At 64.0% G+C, this 18,439-nt stretch carries 11 protein-coding genes; 5 read left to right on the top strand and 6 right to left on the bottom strand.

What is annotated here, in order from left to right:
- Window positions 1-6 precede the first annotated feature (6 nt).
- From E7813_RS20225 to E7813_RS20240, 4 genes are all read right to left on the bottom strand, one after another.
- Complete coding sequence (locus E7813_RS20225) at window positions 7-324, bottom strand: DUF4387 domain-containing protein (RefSeq protein ID WP_291576947.1); 318 nt, start codon at window positions 322-324, stop codon at window positions 7-9.
- A complete protein-coding gene (locus tag E7813_RS20230; RefSeq protein WP_291576948.1) occupies window positions 317-1,720 on the bottom strand; it encodes an acyclic terpene utilization AtuA family protein in 1,404 nt (467 codons plus the stop codon). The genes E7813_RS20225 and E7813_RS20230 overlap by 8 nt, the downstream gene beginning before the upstream one ends.
- 133 nt (window positions 1,721-1,853) lie before the next feature.
- Window positions 1,854-3,257, bottom strand: a complete 1,404-nt coding sequence (locus E7813_RS20235; protein WP_291576950.1) for an MFS transporter — start codon at window positions 3,255-3,257, stop codon at window positions 1,854-1,856.
- Between the two features lie 197 nt (window positions 3,258-3,454).
- On the bottom strand, window positions 3,455-6,559 hold the full coding sequence (locus tag E7813_RS20240) for a ribonuclease E/G (RefSeq protein ID WP_291576951.1): 3,105 nt from the start codon (window positions 6,557-6,559) through the stop codon (window positions 3,455-3,457).
- A gap of 701 nt (window positions 6,560-7,260) precedes the next feature.
- Here E7813_RS20240 and E7813_RS20245 point away from each other — a divergent pair.
- The 4 genes from E7813_RS20245 to E7813_RS20260 all read left to right on the top strand — a co-directional run bounded on the left by E7813_RS20245 (window position 7,261) and on the right by E7813_RS20260 (window position 13,413).
- Complete coding sequence (locus E7813_RS20245; protein ID WP_291576953.1) at window positions 7,261-8,550, top strand: N-acetylmuramoyl-L-alanine amidase; 1,290 nt, start codon at window positions 7,261-7,263, stop codon at window positions 8,548-8,550.
- Between the two features lie 207 nt (window positions 8,551-8,757).
- Window positions 8,758-11,250 (top strand): penicillin-binding protein 1A, encoded by a 2,493-nt coding sequence (locus E7813_RS20250; RefSeq protein WP_291576954.1) that lies wholly within the window; start codon window positions 8,758-8,760, stop codon window positions 11,248-11,250.
- Window positions 11,251-11,393: 143 nt separating this feature from the next.
- Window positions 11,394-12,525 (top strand): peptide chain release factor 2 gene (gene prfB / locus E7813_RS20255; RefSeq protein ID WP_291576955.1). Its coding sequence is split into 2 segments (ribosomal slippage): window positions 11,394-11,462 and window positions 11,464-12,525, totalling 1,131 coding nucleotides; the frame shifts between segments, so codons are not numbered across the junction.
- Window positions 12,526-12,528: 3 nt separating this feature from the next.
- A complete protein-coding gene (locus E7813_RS20260) occupies window positions 12,529-13,413 on the top strand; it encodes an NAD(P)-dependent oxidoreductase (RefSeq protein WP_291576956.1) in 885 nt (294 codons plus the stop codon).
- On the opposite strand, the gene E7813_RS20265 is transcribed toward E7813_RS20260, so the two are convergent.
- Window positions 13,410-15,557: a carbamoyltransferase C-terminal domain-containing protein gene (locus tag E7813_RS20265; protein ID WP_291576957.1), complete on the bottom strand. Its 2,148-nt coding sequence runs from the start codon at window positions 15,555-15,557 to the stop codon at window positions 13,410-13,412. The genes E7813_RS20260 and E7813_RS20265 overlap by 4 nt on opposite strands.
- A 206-nt stretch (window positions 15,558-15,763) precedes the next feature.
- Here E7813_RS20265 and E7813_RS20270 point away from each other — a divergent pair, with 206 nt between their 5' ends.
- Window positions 15,764-16,987: an ABC transporter substrate-binding protein gene (locus E7813_RS20270; protein WP_291576958.1), complete on the top strand. Its 1,224-nt coding sequence runs from the start codon at window positions 15,764-15,766 to the stop codon at window positions 16,985-16,987.
- Window positions 16,988-17,010: 23 nt separating this feature from the next.
- Here E7813_RS20270 and E7813_RS20275 read toward each other — a convergent pair whose 3' ends face one another.
- Window positions 17,011-18,369, bottom strand: coding sequence for a M23 family metallopeptidase (locus E7813_RS20275; protein WP_291576959.1), 1,359 nt, complete (start codon window positions 18,367-18,369; stop codon window positions 17,011-17,013).
- Window positions 18,370-18,439: the final 70 nt, after the last annotated feature.

Below are 18,439 nucleotides of genomic sequence, written 5' to 3' on the forward strand. Positions count from 1 at the left end.
TTGGAATCAACTGCGGCTCATGAGCTGCAATTGCAGTAGCGGCACGAATTGCTGGCCGCTGTGCATGTCGCGCTCATGGACGCCGCCCTGCGGCGTGGCGCGCGGGTATGAGATCTTCACCATGTTGAGGGACGGGACCGGAAACCGCTTAACGAGGGCGGCGTCCACCCCGTAGATATCGGCAATGGCGGCAGCCGAGATCGCGGGGTCGTCGTGATACTTCGCATAGCTCTCGCCGCTGTCGAAGAACAGGTCCACTGTCACCCAGAACGGGCCGGCGTTCTTGGAGCGGATATAGCGGCAGACCTCGTTGAGCTTAGGCACTGGCAGACTTTTCCGGGGCGGCTGCCACATCGATCCAGCGGGTGCGCGCGAGTTCAAAGGGCGAGGCGGTGTGGACCACGTGGTTGAGGTGAAACTCGAACACCTGGCCGCGTTCGATTTCGGCGGGCGAAAACGGGAAAGCGTAGCTCGGTATCTCCGTTCCCTCCCGCACCGGGAAGTGGAAGAAAAAGGGATTGCACACCCTGGCGGCTTCGGTCGCCATCGCCTGCGTCGGGGCGGTGGCGATGAACATCAGCCCGATCTCGCGCGGCGGCGCGGCGTTGCCGCCGGCGGGACGTCCGGATACCGCGTTCCAGCCGTAGGGGCGAAGCGAAATGTCGATGCTTCCGGCCTCGGCGCCGAGGGTACGGTTGACGCGCTCGCGCAGGCCCCGCGCCATGCGCTCGACAAAGCCGTCGACATCTTCCAGCACCGCCGGGTCCTCGATGCCGATCAGCATGATGGTCTGGAACGGACCGCCGCCGGCGCCTTCCAGTTTCATCGTGTAGGGCTTGGTCTCCCACCGCGATCCAGTGACGCGGACGCGCCGGTCGTCAAGCGCACGGTACTGCGCCTCGGTGACATCGAGCACGCCGCCGGGCTCGACCAGGCGGAACGGATCGCTGTTCTCGTAGAGCATGTGCGCGGACACCGTTTCCGGCGTGCAGCGGTTTTGCGGCGACAGGGGTTCAATGGTGAAGCCATCGCGATCGATGCTCATCATGACGCCGGGACCGGTCGGATTGACGCTGCAGAGGCCGCCGCACTCGGCGATCTTGGCCGCATGCCAGGCGGCTGCGACATGGGCGCCGCGCATCAGGGGGATGGCGGCAAGTACCGCGGTGTCGGTGGTGCGCCCGCCAAGCACGATGTCGGCGCCGGCGGCGACCGCGGCCATGTAGGGCTCCGGTCCCAGCAGGGCGACAATGTGGTTGCAGGCCTCGAGGCTGGCGTCGCTGAGCGGTCCGGCCGGCGCCAGCGGCGTCACCATCCCGCCCGCGCTTCGGACCTTGAGATCCTCCTTGCCCTGTTCGGAATAGATCACCGCAATCCTGAGCGCCTCGCCGTGCTCGCGGGCCACTTCGATGGTCGTCTCAAGGGTTTGGTCCACCGCCATGTCGCAGCCGGAGGTGCCGCAGGAGCCGATCAGCAGGGGAACGCCGGCACGGCGGCGGATATCCATGAGCAGCGACAGATCGCGTTTGATCGACTGGCGGCCGTATTTGGTCCGGCCGGTGGCGAGATAGGCCGGACCGCTGTCGGTCGACCCGGCGTCGATTGCGATGGCGTGCGGCTTGAGGGCAAGCCCGGCCTCGAGTTCGTCGGCGCTGACGCCCCATCCCAGCACGCCCGCCGGCACCAGAACGCGAACGCATTGCTCTTCCTCAACGGTCATGCGGATTGCACTTTCGGCCGGTCCGTCCCGGCTAGAGCCGTTTCCGTTCCGATGGAATCGGAACGGAGCTCTAGATTCTTGTTTTGACGCGTTTTCTTTACGCGAACCGGTATCCACTTCGCTCGAAAACGCTCTAACGCGATATCTCCTCGAGTTCGAGGTCAAGCGTGCGTGGCCCCCAATAGCCGATCGAGACGACCACGATCAGCATCGCCACCGCGATCAGGCCGAACACGCCCTTGGTGCCCGCGTTCTCCAGGAAGAAGGCAATGATGAAGCTGGCGAACACCGCGCTGATCCGGCTCAGCGAGTAGGTGAACCCGACCGCACGGGCGCGAACCCGGGCGGGAAACAATTCACTCTGGTAATTGTGGAACGAGTAGGACAGCACGTTGTTCGACAGCGTGATCAGCACGCCGAACAGGACCAGTAGCGGCATCGTGGTCTGGAACGAGAACGCCATTCCGAAAACGCCGATGCAGCAGGCTGCGCCGACCAACTGCCATTTCCGTTCGCACTTGTCGGCGAAGCTCATGGCCAGCAGCGGACCGAACGGATTGGCGATCGCGATGATGAAGGAATAGAGCAGGCTGGCGCCTAGATTGATGCCGGTTTGCTTGGCGATCAGCGTCGGCACCCAGGCGGCGAAGCCGTAGAAGCCGAAGGTCTGGAAGAACTGGAACACCATCAGCATGAAAGTACGGCTGCGATAGCGCGGCTCGAAGATTTCGGCGAGACGGCCGACCGGCTCGGCCTTCTCGACCGAATGGGTGTCGGGCGCCGGCAGCGACGCACCACCGAGGTCCGCCATCACCTTGGCTTCGATCGAAGCAGTCACCGCCTCGGCCTCGTCCAGCCGTCCCTGGTTGATAAGCCAGCGCGGACTTTCCGGGATGTTGCGGCGGATAAACCAGACAAAGATTGCGCCGGTCGAGCCGATCAGGACCACCCATCGCCAGCCGTCGTAACCGAGCGGACTGATCGGCACCAGTTGGTAGGCGATGAAGGCGACGATGGGGACTACCGAGAACTGGACGGCCTGGTTGAAGGCGAAGGCGCGACCGCGCATCGATTTCGGCACGAGTTCGGCGATGTAAGTATCGATCGTGACCAACTCCACGCCGATGCCGATGCCGGCGATCAGCCGCCACAGGCAGACGCCAAAACCGGTGTCCTGAAACGCCATCACCATGGTCGCTGCGCTGTACCACAGCATGGAGTAGGTGAAGATCGCCCGCCGGCCGTATTTGTCGGCGAAGTAGGCGAAGACGAAAGTGCCGATGAACAGGCCGGTGAAGGTCGCGGCCACAAACAGCGCGGGGCCGGCGAATATGCTGACCTTCGCATTGGCGAGCAGGCCGGCCTTCATCAGGCCGGGAACGACATAGGCGGTCATGAACAGGTCGTAGAGCTCGAACATGCCGCCAAGCGAGAGCATGGTGATGAGCAGCCACACATGCCGCGTGCCCGGGAGCCGGTCCAGGCGTGCGAGAATGCTGGCTGCGCGGGTTTGGCCGGATGCGTCCGTCGTGGTCATCGTTCCCCCCTGTTGTTTTTTTGAATGGCGACCGCAAGGGCCGCTCGTCGGTTGGCGGCGAGCATGCTCGCTTTTTTTCCATTATTGTAGGGGGCTGTCCGGATATTGTCTTCACCTTATGGCTACAAGTGTGGTTCGGGACGAAAAAAACCGCCCGGTTTTGCCGGACGGTTTTTTCGCATCGCCAACCGGATTTTCTATTCGCCGTTACCGAAACGGCGCGACCACCATCCGGCGCGTCGGGGCTGGTTGTCGTCGGCCGCCGCGGGAGCGGGTTCGGCGACCGGGGCAGGGCCCGACGGCTCGGACTGGCTGCTGCTGACCGGTGCCGCGGTCTCGGTGGGCTGGGCATTGACCAGGAAGCTTACCTTTTCGCGCACCGTCGATCGCCGCCGCGCGGCTCGTTCGGCTTCCTGAGCGGTCTCTGCTTCGGTCGAGCTACGCGCCGGCTCGGGCGGAACGTGATCCGCATCATGATGGAAGCTGGGTGATGGCGCTACGAGTTCGGGCTGCATTGCCGGCCGATACGGCTCGGGTGGCACGCCGTCGAAATCGGCCACCGCGGTTGCGGCTTCCGGAGCCGAGGTTGGCCCGAGTTCGTCTTGAATCGATCCGGCCAGACCGTCTTCCGGTCCGCCGCGCCGGCGGCGTCCACCGCGGCGTCCGCGACGGCGAGGCCGCCGCTCGCCGCCTGGCGCCTGATCGGTGCGAACCGCACCGGGCTGGTCCTCGGCTTCGTCCTCGTCGGATTCGCTTTCTTCGGCAACGATGCCATCGGCTGCGGCGGGGTTGGCCGCAATGCGCCCAGCTTCGTTCTCGTCACGCACAAAGCCGCCTTCACGCGGCTCGCCGGAACGGCCGCGCCGCCGCCGTCGCCGCTTGCGCTTGTGGCCTTCGGCATCGGTTTCGCCGTGGCTTGCCTCGCCGGCAGGGGAATCGTCGGTCAACCCTTCGGTCTCGTCGGTCTCGACTTCCGCCTCGGTCTCGATGTCGAACGGCTCGTCCTCGTCGAAGGCCTCCTCGGTCTGCGGCGGGAAAGCCGCCACCTGCGCCGCCAGCAACGCCTTGGCCGCCTCCAGCGTGTGCACCTGTTCGCCGCGATCGATGACGAAGGACTGCTGGCCGCTCACGGTCGGATCGGCGATCACCGCCAGCGTCACCTTGAAGCTGTTTTCCAGATCGCGCAGATGACCGCGCTTGTGATTGAGGACATAAAGCGCGACATCGGTCCGGGTCCGCACCACGAGATTGTGGGTCGCGCCTTTCATCAAGATTTCTTCAAGCCCGCGCAACAACTGCAAGGCCACCGAAGATACCGAGCGGACGTGGCCGCTGCCGCCGCATTGCGGGCAGGGTTCGGTCGAACTCTCCAGCACGCTGGCGCGAATGCGCTGGCGCGACATTTCCAGCAGGCCGAAATGCGAGATGCGTCCGACCTGGATTCGCGCACGGTCCTGCCGCAGGCAATCGCTGAGCTTGCGTTCGACCGAGCGGTTGTTGCGCTTCTCGTCCATGTCGATGAAATCGATGACGATCAGTCCCGCGAGGTCGCGCAGGCGCAATTGCCGGGCGACTTCCTCTGACGCCTCGAGGTTGGTCTTGAGCGCGGTATCCTCGATGTGATGCTCGCGGGTCGAACGTCCCGAATTGACGTCGATCGACACCAGCGCCTCGGTCTGGTTGATGACGATGTAGCCGCCGGACCGCAATTGTACCGTCGGCGAGAACATCGCATCGAGCTGGCTCTCGACGCCCATCCGCGAGAACAGCGGCTGGCCGTCGCGATACTGCCTGACCGCGCGTACATTGGACGGCATCAGCATCTTCATGAAGTCGCGGGCTTCCTGATAGCCGGCTTCGCCGGCGACCTGGATTTCGTCGATTTCCTTGTTGTAGAGATCGCGCAGCGATCGCTTGATCAGCGAGCCTTCCTCGTAGACGAGGGTCGGCGCCTGCGACCTCAGCGTCATGTCGCGCACGGTTTCCCACATCCGGATCAGGTATTCGAAATCGCGCTTGATCTCGGGCTTGGTGCGCGAGGCGCCGGCGGTGCGCAGAATGATCCCCATGCCTTCGGGCACGTCGAGATCCTGCACCACTTCCTTCAACCGCGAGCGATCCTGCGCCGAGGTGATCTTGCGGCTGATGCCGCCGCCGCGCGCGGTGTTGGGCATCAAGACCGCATAGCGGCCGGCCAGCGAAAGGTAGGTCGTCAGCGCCGCGCCCTTGTTGCCGCGTTCTTCCTTGACCACCTGCACCAGCATCACCTGGCGGCGCTTGATCACCTCCTGGATCTTGTACTGGCGGCGCGGACGGAAGGCGCGCTCCGGCACCTCTTCCATGACGTCGTCGCCGCCGACGGATTCGACGACTTCCTCTTCGGTCTCCTCGCCGTCGTCTTCATCGTCCGGATGTTCGTCGCCATGCGGGGCGGCGGCCTGCCCGGCGTGGTCCGATCCGGCCTGCTCGCCGTCGCTGTGCTCGGCATGTTCGGTGGATGGCGCGTCGTCGGCATGGGCCGCGTTTTCGCGCGCGTGCTGATCATGGGCATGCTCGTCGTCATGCTCGCCATGTGCTTGTTCTGCGTGGGTTTCCGTGCCGGCCGGGGCATCCGGCGAGGCGGCAGCGGATGCCTCGATGGCTTCCGAGACAGGCGTGGCGTGCTGTTGGTCCGGTGCCGGCTCCTCGCTCGCGGCGTGAGCGTGGTCGTCATGCGCATGTTCGTGCGAATGGTCGTGACCGTCATGGTCATGATGCCCAGCATCCGCATGATGATGTTCGGTGTCGTGCAAATGGCCGTGATCGTGTTCGGCGTGTTCGCCTTCCGGGCGTCCGCTTTCGAAGTGTTCATGATCTTCATGCGGCCGGGCTGCCTGCGCCGGATCGATGCTGGCATGCTCGACGACGTCGCTCTGGACTCGCTCGCCATGGCCGCGGCGGCGCGAGTTGCGGTGGCGCGGACGGCGGCCGCGATGGTTGGAGCGGTTTTCGGACTCTTCCTCGGCTTCGCGATGGGCGCGTTCGTCGGCCTCGATCAGCGCCTGGCGATCGGCGACCGGGATTTGATAATAGTCGGGATGGATTTCGCTGAAGGCCAAAAATCCGTGACGGTTGCCGCCATATTCGATGAAGGCGGCCTGCAGCGACGGCTCTACGCGCGTGACCTTGGCGAGATAGATGTTGCCGCGAAGTTGCTTGCGCTGGGCGGTCTCGAAATCAAACTCTTCGACGCGATTGCCGCGGACCACTACGACCCGGGTCTCTTCCGGGTGGGTGGCGTCGATCAACATTTTGTTGGGCATTTTGGGACTCTTGACGGCGGGGGGCGCGTATCACGGCGAGCGCGTAGCGCGCGGCCGGGTGACGCGACGGTCCACCTGATTCGGGGGTGAGGGGAAGGCCAAAACGCAATCCGGAGCGCCCCGCCGCACGCGATCCCGGCGGAGCAACGCGACGCGCGGAACTTTCGCTCCGCGTCGACGCAGTTATTCCGTGGATCATGGTCGGCAACACAGTCTGGCGCATCAAGCGTCGGCCCGTCTGAACACGTTGGCGGCAAAAAGCGCCGCCTTGTCTGTCGCTGAAGGCCCGGCGCGGCGCCAAAGCGCTCGCCGGTCATCGCGTGCCGAGCTCTGCAGCCCGGATAATCGGTTATGTCGTGTCTGGGAGCCGTCCCGGGAACAAGGTGGTAACCTGGAACCGGACGCCGCCTGGGCTCGAAACCGCCGCTCCTAGTCAGCCGCGCGCTGCGCTGGCTGTGGAGGGATCGGAAAGACGCTGGAATCTTCTTAAAGGAAGGTTCCGGCGCTGCACCGGGAGGCTGAACACGACACAACCGGGAGTTTTGACCGTCAGCCCTACGTACATACGTGGATTGACGCCCCCATGCAAGGGAGGCGTCGCAACCCGGCAACACTTCGCCTTATTCGCCGGAACAGTGTTAAGCTGCGATTAACCCTGCAGTTCTAATGCGGTAAGAGGTCTGCCCGGAGGCACCGAATCGTTGGCGAACCGTGCAAATCACCTTGTTTTACTGGGATACTCGCTAGTGTGCGGCGCAGCATTGCCGTGTCTGGCGCCGGCCGCGCTCGGCGCGGCTGAGCGTCAATCCTCCATCCCGGTGGCGGCCTCGATGTTTCCCATCGCCTCCGGCGTCCGTCTGGCCGGCGACGCCAGGCAGACCCGCTTTGTGCTCGATCTCGACAAGACCGTGCCGTTTCGCGCCTTTCCACTGGCCGATCCTTATCGGGTGGTGGTCGACATCCCCCAGGTCAATTTTCAGCTTCCATCGGGCGCCGGTACGGAGGGACGGGGGCTGGTCAAGGCGTTCCGCTATGGCCTCGTGATGCCCGGCGGTTCGCGGATCGTGTTCGATCTGACGGGGCCCGCCAAAATCGCAAACTCCTACATGCTCGACGCGGCCAACGGCCAGCCGCCGCGCCTTGTGCTCGAACTGGAAGAAGTCGACCGCACCGCGTTCGTTCAATCGCTGGCGGCGGAGAGCCGGCCCGAATTGAAGCCTGCGATCGCCGACGCGCCGATCGCCGCGGAACCTGCGGCCGTATCCAAACCGGCCGCGGCGGTGGATTTGCGTCCTGTGATCGTGATCGATCCGGGCCATGGCGGCATCGACAACGGCACCCAGGCGGGCAGCGAAAACGAAAAGAAGCTGGTGCTGGATTTCGGGCTTGCGTTGCGCGACCGCATTGAAAAGAGCGGCAAATACCGCGTCGTCATGACCCGCACCGACGATACTTTCATCCCGCTTGCCGACCGGGTGAAGATCGCCCGCAACCAGTCCGCGGCGCTGTTTGTGTCGATTCATGCCGACGCGTTGCCGCGCCGCGAGGGCGATGCCCAGGGGGCGACGATCTACACGCTGTCCGACCGCGCCTCCGACGCGGAGGCCGAGCGGCTGGCGGAAGCGGAAAACAAGGCCGACGCCATCGGCGGGGTCAACCTCACCGAGGAGCCGACCGACGTCGCCGACATTCTGATCGACCTGGCGCAGCGTGAAACCCGTAACTTCTCCAACCGGTTCGCCCGTCTCTTGATGAGCGACATGAAGAACACCGTGCGGATGCACAAGAACCCGCTCAAATCGGCCGGATTCAAGGTGTTGAAGGCCCCCGACGTGCCATCGGTGCTGATCGAACTCGGCTATGTCTCCAACAAGGGCGACCTCGAAAATCTGGTGTCGGAGAGCTGGCGTTCCCGCACCGTCGGATCGATGGCGCATGCGATCGACGCTTTCTTCGCCAAACGCCTCGCAACCGCCGGGCCGGCGAATTGAAAAGGGGAACCGTCCGGTGATGGAAGCCCTAGTTTGGCCACAGCGGCTGCACTATAAAAAGCGGCCGCCGGATCTTCGGAATCGATCGAAATTCCCGGCCGGCCAGCATGTTAATCGCGGCTGCGGAATCGATCGTTCCGCGGCGGATGTCGCGCCCAGGAAAACGCCGGTCGTCGCGGCGGCAGTGATTGAAACGGAACTTCAATAATGCACAGGCTGGTGCGGTTCTTGGGTTTTCTGTTCACGATCGGAACCGTTGTGTTTCTGGTCGGGGTCGGCGCGGTTGCGGGGATGATCTGGCACTATTCCAGGGACTTGCCGGACTATTCGCAACTTCAGGATTATGAGCCGCCGGTGATGACGCGCGTCCATGCGTCGGACGGCTCGCTGCTCGGCGAATATTCCAAGGAACGCCGCTTGTACCTGCCGATCCAGGCGGTTCCAAAGCTCGTCATCAACGCCTTCCTCGCCGCCGAAGACAAGAACTTCTACGAGCACGGCGGCATCGACTTTTTCGGCATGGCGCGCGCCGGCCTGCTTTATGCGGAGAACTACGGCTCCAATCGCCGCCCGCAGGGCGCCTCCACGATCACGCAACAGGTCACCAAGAATTTCCTTCTGACCAATGAAGTGTCGTTCACGCGCAAGATCAAGGAAGCGCTGCTGGCGATGCGGCTCGAGCGCGCCTACTCGAAGGACAAGATCCTCGAACTCTATCTCAACGAAATCTATCTCGGCCTCGGCGCCTACGGGATCGCCGCGGCGTCGCTGGTCTATTTCGACAAATCGGTGAACGAACTCACGGTTGCGGAAGCCGCCTACCTGGCGGCACTGCCGAAAGCGCCGGCCGCGCTTCATCCGATCCGCAATCGCGACCGGGCGATCGAGCGGCGCAACTACGTGATCGACCGTCTTCTGGAGAACGGCTGGATCAAGCAGGCCGACGCCGACAAGGCCCGCAAGGATCCGCTTGTGGTCACCAACCGGACCAATGCCGCGCACATTTTCGCCGGAGAATATTTCGCCGAGGAAGTCCGCCGCGATGTGTTCGAGCGCTACGGCGAAAAGAAGCTGTATGAAGGCGGCCTGTCGGTGCGCACCACGCTGGATCCGAAGATGCAGGTGATGGCGCGCAAGACCATGGTCGCGGGCCTCGTCAACTTCGATGAAAACCAGGGCTGGCGCGGGGCGATCAGCAAGATCGATATCGCGGGCGATTGGGGCGTGAAGCTCGCCGATGTCAAATCCCTGTCGGACATCTCGCCGTGGCGGATGGCGGTGGTGCTGGAGACCAGCGAGCAGTCCGCGCGAATTGGCTTTCAGCCCGGCCGCGAACTCGGCGGCGCCGTGCTCAAGGATCGGCAGACCGGAAACATCCCGCTTGACGGCGTGAAATGGGCGAAAGCCGCCGCCGGCCCGGCCCGTGGCAGGACGCCGACGGCGATCTCACAGGTTCTAAGCCCGGGCGACGTGATCTATGCCGATCCGTTGATCGGCAAGGATGGCGCCATCGTCGAGGGCCAGTACCGGTTGCGCCAACTGCCGGAAGTATCCGGCGCGATGGTGGTGATGGATCCATGGACCGGACGCGTGCTGGCGATGGTCGGCGGATTCTCCTTCGACCAGAGCCAGTTCAACCGCGCGACGCAGGCCTACCGGCAGCCGGGTTCCTCGTTCAAGCCGATCGTGTACTCCTCCGCGCTCGACAACGGCTATACGCCGTCGACGGTGGTGGTCGACGCGCCGATCGAAATCGATCAGGGGCAGGGCGCCGGCGTCTGGCGCCCGGAGAACTATTCGGCCGGCCACTATCATGGACCGACGACGCTGCGTAACGCGCTGCGGTGGTCGCTCAATACCGTGACGGTGCGGCTGGCGCAGGACGTCGGCATGCCCCTGATCGGCGAATACGCCAAGCGCTTCGGGGTCTATGACGAATTGCCGAACTATCTGTCCTACGCGCTCGGCGCCGGCGAAACCACGGTGATGCGGATGGTCACCGCCTATTCGATGTTCGCCAATGGCGGCCGGCGCGTGAAGCCGACCTTGATCGACCGCATTCAGGACCGTTACGGCCATACCATCTTCAAGCACGATGCCCGCGAATGCCGCGGCTGCGACGCGGCGGGCGGCTGGAAGAACCAGCCCGAACCCCAGCTTGTCGATCGCCGCGAGCAGGTGCTGGATGCGATGACCGCCTACCAGATCACCTCGATGATGGAAGGCGTGGTTCAGGGCGGCACCGCGATCGCCTTGAAGGAGGTCGGCAAGCCGATCGCCGGCAAGACCGGCACCACCAACGATGAAAAGGACGCCTGGTTCGTCGGTTTCTCGCCCGACCTCGTGGTCGGGATTTACGTCGGCTACGACAAGCCGCGCAACCTGGGCCGCAAGGCGACCGGCGGTGTGCTGGCCGCGCCGATCGCCCGGGACTTCATGAAGCTCGCGCTGGCCGACAAGCCGGCGATTCCGTTCCGGGTGCCGGCCGGGATCAAGCTCATCCTGGTCGATCAGCTGACGGGAATGCGGGCCAGCCCGGGCAGCGGTGGAAAGACGATTCTCGAGGCGTTCAAGCCGGGCACAGCACCACCGGACAATTATTCGGTGATCGGCGTTGCCGACGCCGACGGCCGCCCGCTTGCGCCCTCGCCGGACGCCGACCGCACCATCCTGCGCTCCGGCACCGGCGGATTGTACTAGCGTTTTTGCGGGCAAGACCGGTTGGCGCGAAGAAAGCACGCCAGCCGATTGCGCTTTGCCTGCCCCGCCGCTACATCCCTCGCAGTATCGTAGCGTTTTCAAGCAAACGAAAATCGCGGCTCGCGCCGCAGATCAGAGAACCCATGCGCGCTGAAGTCGAACGCCTCGTTGAAGAGATCAAGCAGTCGGTCGGGCTGCTGAGGAGGCATCTTTGACGTCGATGCATCCACCGCGCGCCTGGCGGAGTTGAACAAGCTCGCCGAAGATTCCAACCTCTGGAACGATCCCCAGAAAGCGCAGAAGCTGATGCAGGAGCGGACCTCGCTGGAGGACGCGCTCGGCGGCATCGGCAAGGTCGAGCGCGAGCTTGAGGACAATGTCGGCATGATCGAACTCGGCGAGGCCGAGAACGATGCAGGCGTGGTGGCCGAGGCCGAGACCGCTCTCAAAGCCCTGAAGAAGGAAGTGGCGCGCCGCGAACTCGAAGCGTTGCTCGGCGGCGAGGCCGACCGGTTCGACTCCTATCTCGAAGTTCATGCCGGGGCCGGCGGCACCGAGAGCCAGGACTGGGCCGCGATGCTGCTGCGGATGTATACGCGCTGGGCCGAGAAGCATGGCTTCAAGATCGAATATCTGGAGGAGACCCAGGGCGAAGAGGCCGGCATCAAATCCGCCACCATCCAGATCAGCGGCCACAATGCCTATGGCTGGCTCAAGACCGAAGCCGGCGTGCATCGGCTGGTGCGGATATCGCCGTTCGATTCCAATGCGCGGCGGCACACTTCGTTTTCCAGCGTCGCGATCTTTCCCGTGGTCGATGACAGCATCAAGATCGATATCAAGGAATCCGACGTGCGCACCGACACCATGCGTTCGGGCGGCGCCGGCGGCCAGCACGTCAACAAGACCGAATCCGCCGTGCGGCTCACGCACATTCCAACCGGTGTCGCGGTGGTCTGCCAGGCCGGGCGTTCGCAGCACAAGAACAAGGCGCAGGCCTGGGACATGCTGCGGGCGCGGCTCTACGAAATCGAATTGAAGAAGCGCGAACAACAGGCCGCCGCCGACCAGGCCGCCAAGACCGACATCGGCTGGGGCCACCAGATCCGTTCCTATGTGCTGCAGCCCTATCAGATGGTGAAGGACCTGCGCACCGGCGTGCAGACGTCGGATACGTCGGGGGTGCTCGACGGCGACCTCGACGAATTCATGGCGGCAACGTTGGCGCAGCGCGCCTTCGGCACCGCGCCCGCCGCGGTCGAGGATGTGGATTAGCCCATGACAAAAGTTGCTTTCATCGGTCTCGGGCGCATGGGTCACGGCATGGCCGGCCGCTACCTCGACAACGGCTTTGAGGTCGCGGTCTGGAATCGCAGCAAGGCGAAGGCGGACGATCTGATCGCGCGTGGGGCGCGGTGGGCCGCTTCGCCGGCGGATGCCGCTGCCGGAGCCGATGCCATCGTGACCATGGTCGCCGATGATGAGGCCTCGCGAACCGTATGGATCGGCAAGGATGGCGCCGCCGCAACAGCCAAAGCCGGTGCGTTGGCGATCGAATGCTCCACGGTGTCCTATCGACATGCGCTCGATCTGGCGCGCGAACTGCGCCAGCGCGGGCTGGTCTACATCGATAGTCCGGTCACCGGTTTGCCGGACGCCGCGGCGAGCGGAAAATTGACGCTATTGGTCGGCGCCGAAGCCGTTGACCTCGAGCGGGCGCGGCCTTATCTCGCGCCGCTCTCGGCCACGATCAGGCATTTCGGCGCGGTCGGGTCCGGCACGGTCTACAAGCTGATCAACAACCTGATGGGCGCGATCCAGATCGCCGGGGTCGCCGAGGGTCTTGCGATCGCCGAGCAGGCCGGCCTCGACATGAAGCTGGTGCTGGAGGCGATCGAAACCGGCGTTGCCGCGAGCCCGCAGGTGATCCGGCATTCCAGGCGCATGGTGGCGCGCAATTTCGCCGGCGCGAGTTTTACTTCAGCGCTGCGGCACAAGGATGCCGCCTATGCCGTTGCATTGGCCGAAAGCCTGCTGGCCGAATCTCCCTTGGTCGGACGCGCCGCCGTTCAGGCCTACGCGCGAGCCAAAGCCTACGCGCCCGATGACGACGAAGGCAAAATGATCGAGATCGTGTCGCGGCCGAAGGGCACGAAGGCCTAGTTGACGGCTCGCAGATCGCGAGCGCTGCTCCATTCCGAAAACCAGCCGGTAAACCGTCCGCTGTCGCGCTGACCGCCGTGCCATGCCGCGGTGACCGCGCCGTCGCCTGTCACCAGCAGCACCACATCAAGACCCCTGGAGCGGCGCAGCGTATCGATCGCCTGACGCGGGGTCTGCGCGATCGGGCCTGCGACGTTGAACGAGGTGTTGACGGATACCTCGACGCCGATGTGGCGGCCGAGTGCTTTCAGGTAGGCGTAGGTGAGGGGATCGTCGTCGGCGCGCACGATCTGGATGCGGCCGGTGCCGTCGGCATGGATCACGGCTGGAATCTTCGCCCGTGCCTGCGGCTTCGATCGCGCCGTCAGCACCATGTAGTTATAGGCGTTGTAGTCGGCATCCGAGGCGCCCTCGAGCAGATCGAAATACTCGCGCGCCGCTTCCAGCGTCGCCATCGGCGCCAACGGGCGGATCGCTTCGCGGTATTTGACGCGTTCGTTGAGCCGCTCGCGTGCTTCGGGGTCGCAAGGATTGGCAAGGATCGAACGATGGCCCAGCGCCCGCGGGCCGGTCTCGGCGGCGCCCTGATAGATCGCAACGATGCCGTTGCGCGCGATGATGAACGCCATCAGGTCGGCAACGGCGTCGCGTCCGTCAGGCGTCGAGATATCTCCAACCGGTTTTGAGGCGATATCCTCGGCCTCAAGCGCCGCTGCGACGTCTTCACGCGATGGCGGCGTCCCGCAATAAAACGCGTGTGTGATGGGCGCGCCGCGCGGCGCGGCGGCCAGATGCGCGAACAGCCATGCCGCGCCAATGGTCACGCCGGCATCGCCCGGCGTCGGCGGCACCCACAGATGCAGGCGGGCCTCGCGTTGCTTGGCCTTTGCGAACCACGCCTCGTCGAAATGTTCGAGCAGCCGCATGTTGCCGACCGCATTCAGCGCCACGCCGCCGGTGAGCACCAGCCGGTTGGCGCCGGTCGCGCGCAGGAGATGATCGACCACATGGATCATGGCGTCCTCGAACACCAGTTGCGTCGCGGCCGCCTTGTCGAGACGATCTTGCGTGTCGGGCCGGTGATGGATGTCCTCGAGGCGCAACACCGCATCGGGATTCCAGAGCTGATCCGGTTTCAGCGGCTCGCCGAGGATATCGATCAATGCCGGCTTGTAGGGATGATCGAACGGGTCGCAATACCAGTTGGCGAGTGCGCGATTGAGCCGGACTTCGCCATCGCCGCCGAAGTTCAAAACCTGCTTCAGCCGCGCGTAATAGCGGTTGCTCGCGCGATTCATGTCGCCCCAGGCGGCGGCGCCCATGTAGCGGCCCTCGCTGGACAACCAGGTCCAGCCACCTTGCGTCGACGAGATCACGCTGTAGAAGGCGCCGAGCGAGTCGAAGACGCTGTCGTTGCAATAGAGTTTTCGCATCGCGCCATTCTCGGCGACATAGAGCGAGATCGATCCGCGGTCGCCGGTGCCGTCGAGCACGGCAATGGCGACGGGCTCGCTGTTGTCGTCGAACGGTGAGGCCGCAAAAGAAAACCAGGCATGATTGTCGTGGTGCGGCATGCAGATAAGAGGCCCGCTTTGCGGGAGGCCCAGCTGCTTGCCGAGGATTTTCGGCGTGCGCGTCATCTGATCGAGGCGGCGGCCGTCAAATCCGGTGGCCGTCGTGGTGCGCAGCAGTTTTAGGCTTTGCGGCAACTCTTCCAGCACCGACCGCGCCAGCGTTCCCGCCAGCGCCGGATAATCCCAGGTGGTAAGCCACGCCGCGATATCCGGAATGTCGCGTCCCATGCCGCGCAGCGTCGCCACGGCGGCGTCGATCGAGGCTTGCGGATATTCCGATGTGTGCTTGTTGCCGGAGAAGCGCTCTTCCTCGTTGTTGACGATCAGGCGCGGACCACGGGCTTGCGTGACCTCGACCAGCGCCACCCCCGAATTGTGCGTGCCGGGAGGCCCCAGCCCGGCAAGATAGACGGTCTCTCCGCGCGCCAGTTTTTCGCGCACAGCGGCAATTCGCGCATTGGCAAAGTCCGAGCCGAGCCGATGAAAACCGGCCCATTCCATCGATCGCGCGCCGAGCCACTGCGCGGCACGAAATCCGGCCGCGCCGAGCCTGGGGTATCGCGGACCCATTCGCCTGTTCGGTTCCAATCCGTCGGCCTTCGCGTGGCCATCCGGATCACGGCGATCCGGATGCTGCCATGCATCAATCATAATTGGCCGTCGGCAACAACGCCGTTTCGTGCGGCGGAATAACCGATGCTTGCATGCGCGCGCGGGGCTTGCGACACTTGATCCAAAATAAATTGCCAAAATAAATTGTCATTTGGGAGAAAACGATGCCGGCTCGCAGCAGAAGCCTTGTCGCCCTGACGGCGTTCGCCGCCGTCGCGCTGACCGCAACCTCCGCCATCGCGCAAAAGAAATATGATCCGGGCGCCAGCGATACCGAGATCAGGATCGGCAATATCATGCCCTATAGCGGTCCGGCCTCCTCCTATGGCGTGATCGGCAAGACCCAGGCGGCCTATTTCAACAAGATCAACGCCGAAGGCGGCATCAACGGCCGCAAGATCACCTTCGTCACCTATGACGACAGCTACAGCCCGCCCAAGGCGATCGAGCAGGCGCGCAAACTGGTGGAGGGCGACGAGGTCCTGCTGGTTTTCCAGCCGCTCGGCACGCCGTCCAATTCGGCCATTCAGAAATACATGAATGCCAAGAAAGTGCCGCAGCTGTTCGTCGCGTCCGGCGCCACCAAATGGGGCGACCCGAAGAACTTCCCCTGGACCATGGGCTGGCAGCCCAACTACCAGAGCGAGGGGCGGATCTACGCCAAATACATTCTGGATCATTTTCCGAACGGCAAGATCGCGGTGTTCTGGCAGAACGACGACGCCGGTAAGGATCAGTTCAAGGGCCTCAAGGACGGCCTTGGAGCCAAGGCCGGCATGATCATCGCCGACAAATCCTATGAGGTGAGCGACCCCACCATCGATTCCCAGATCGTCGCCTTGCACGATTCGGGCGCCGACATCTTTTTCTCCTGGGCGGCGCCGAAGGGATCGGCGCAGGCAATCCGCAAGGTCGGCGAACTCGGCTGGAAGCCCAAATTCTTCCTCGCCAACACCGCAACGTCGGTCGCCTCCGTGCTCAAGCCCGCCGGCCTCGAAAACGCCCAAGGCATCATTTCGACGTCCTACCTGAAGGACCCGACCGACCCGACCTGGAAGGACGATCCCGGCACCAAGACCTGGCTGGCGTTCATGGACAAATATTATCCGGACGGCGACAAGACCAATGCCAACAACGTCTACGGCTACGTCACGGCGCAGACGATGGTGCAGGTGCTCAAGCAGTGCGGCGACAACCTGACGCGCGAAAACGTCATGAAACAGGCCGCCTCGCTGAAGAATTTCTCGACCGACATGATGCTTCCGGGAATCATGGTCAACACCGGGCCCGACGACTTCTTTCCGATCGAGCAGATGCAGTTGATGAAATTCGAGGGCGAGAGCTGGCATTTATTCGGTGACGTCATCACCGGTGAAGTCGGCCACTAAGCGGTTTAGCTCGAACCCCCGCTTTAGCCCGCGCTGAGGCGAACCCCCGCGCGCAGGAATTTCTGCGGGTCGACCGCTTCGCCTTCGATCCGGGTCTCGTAGTGCAAATGCGGACCGGTGGAGCGGCCGGTTGAACCGACCGCGCCGATCACCTGTCCGATCTTGACGGGATCGCCGACCTTGACGCTGATCTCCGACAGATGGCCGTAGCGGGTCGACAGGCCGTTGCCGTGGTCGATTTCGACCATGCGGCCATAGCCGCCGGCCCACCCCGACGACGCCACTTTGCCGTTTGCGGTCGCCCGCACCGGATCGCCCATGGCGGCGCGGAAATCCAGGCCGGTGTGCATCGCCGGGCGGCCGAGGAACGGATCGCTGCGGACCCCAAATCCCGAAGTGAATTCGACTTCGCCGACCACGGGCTTGCGATATGGCACCAGCGCAAGGATCCGGTTCAGGCGGTCGACCTGGGCGCGGGTGACGTTGATCCGGTAAAGCTCGCGCTCGAACGTGCTGGCATTGGCAGAAACCTTGATGGGGACGAAGGGGCCGCCCATGCCTGCGCGCGGGGTCGCGGCTTCCAGTTGCGCCATGTCGAGGCCGAGATCGGTAAACACGCCGCGCATCCGGCGCACCCGCGATTCCATGCCGTCCTCGACCGAGTTGAGCGCCGCCATTTGGCGGCTCTCGACCTGATCGAGCGAATTCTGCAGACGGACGATCACATTGTCGACGCCCTGGATTTTAGCGAACTGGTTCGGCGGCGGGTTGGCGATCAGGGGCGCCCGCGATTCCAGCCGCGCTTCGCGGTCCGGGGGCGCCACGAAGATCACGGTATCGTTGATCGGCGAAGGCTTCGGCGTCCCCGAAGTCGCCTCGGTTGCCGGAGCGCCACGCGATGGCGGTTTGATCGATCCCGTTACCGACGCATCCGGAATGGCGCCAAGCGCGGTGGCGCGAGATTCCAGCACGGTCTGGCGGCGCATGACCTGGTCGAGTTTCTGGTCGAATTGCTCCTGGTCGAGCAGTTGGCGGCTGGTGGTGCGATCGACCTTGGCGCGCAGTTCGGCGATGCGGTCCTCATAGGCGTATTGCATCTCCGCCTCGCGTGCGATCAGCCGGGTCAGGACGTCGTCGCGAAATGCAAAATAGGTCGCAGTCGCAGCCGACCACATGCCAAGCACCGTTACCGTGCCGACCACGATCCAGAACACCACCGGACCAAAGCGGACCTGCTTGCCGGCATGCACGATGGTGTAGCCGTTTTGCGCATGCCTGCCCGAAGCGGCATGGTTCGCCGCCGGGCGGCGGGGGGAAGCCCTTCCGTGGTCGTTTGAATGTTGTTGGGAATAGTCGGAATATTGACCCGAACGGTACGACATCGGCACTCCCGCGCCGGTCGGAGTTTTGAGTCCGTACGGCTAAATTTACGGGCGTGATTTGACCCACTTA

The sequence above is a fragment of the Bradyrhizobium sp. genome, assembly GCF_004799405.1.
In the GTDB taxonomy this organism is placed as follows: domain Bacteria; phylum Pseudomonadota; class Alphaproteobacteria; order Rhizobiales; family Xanthobacteraceae; genus Bradyrhizobium.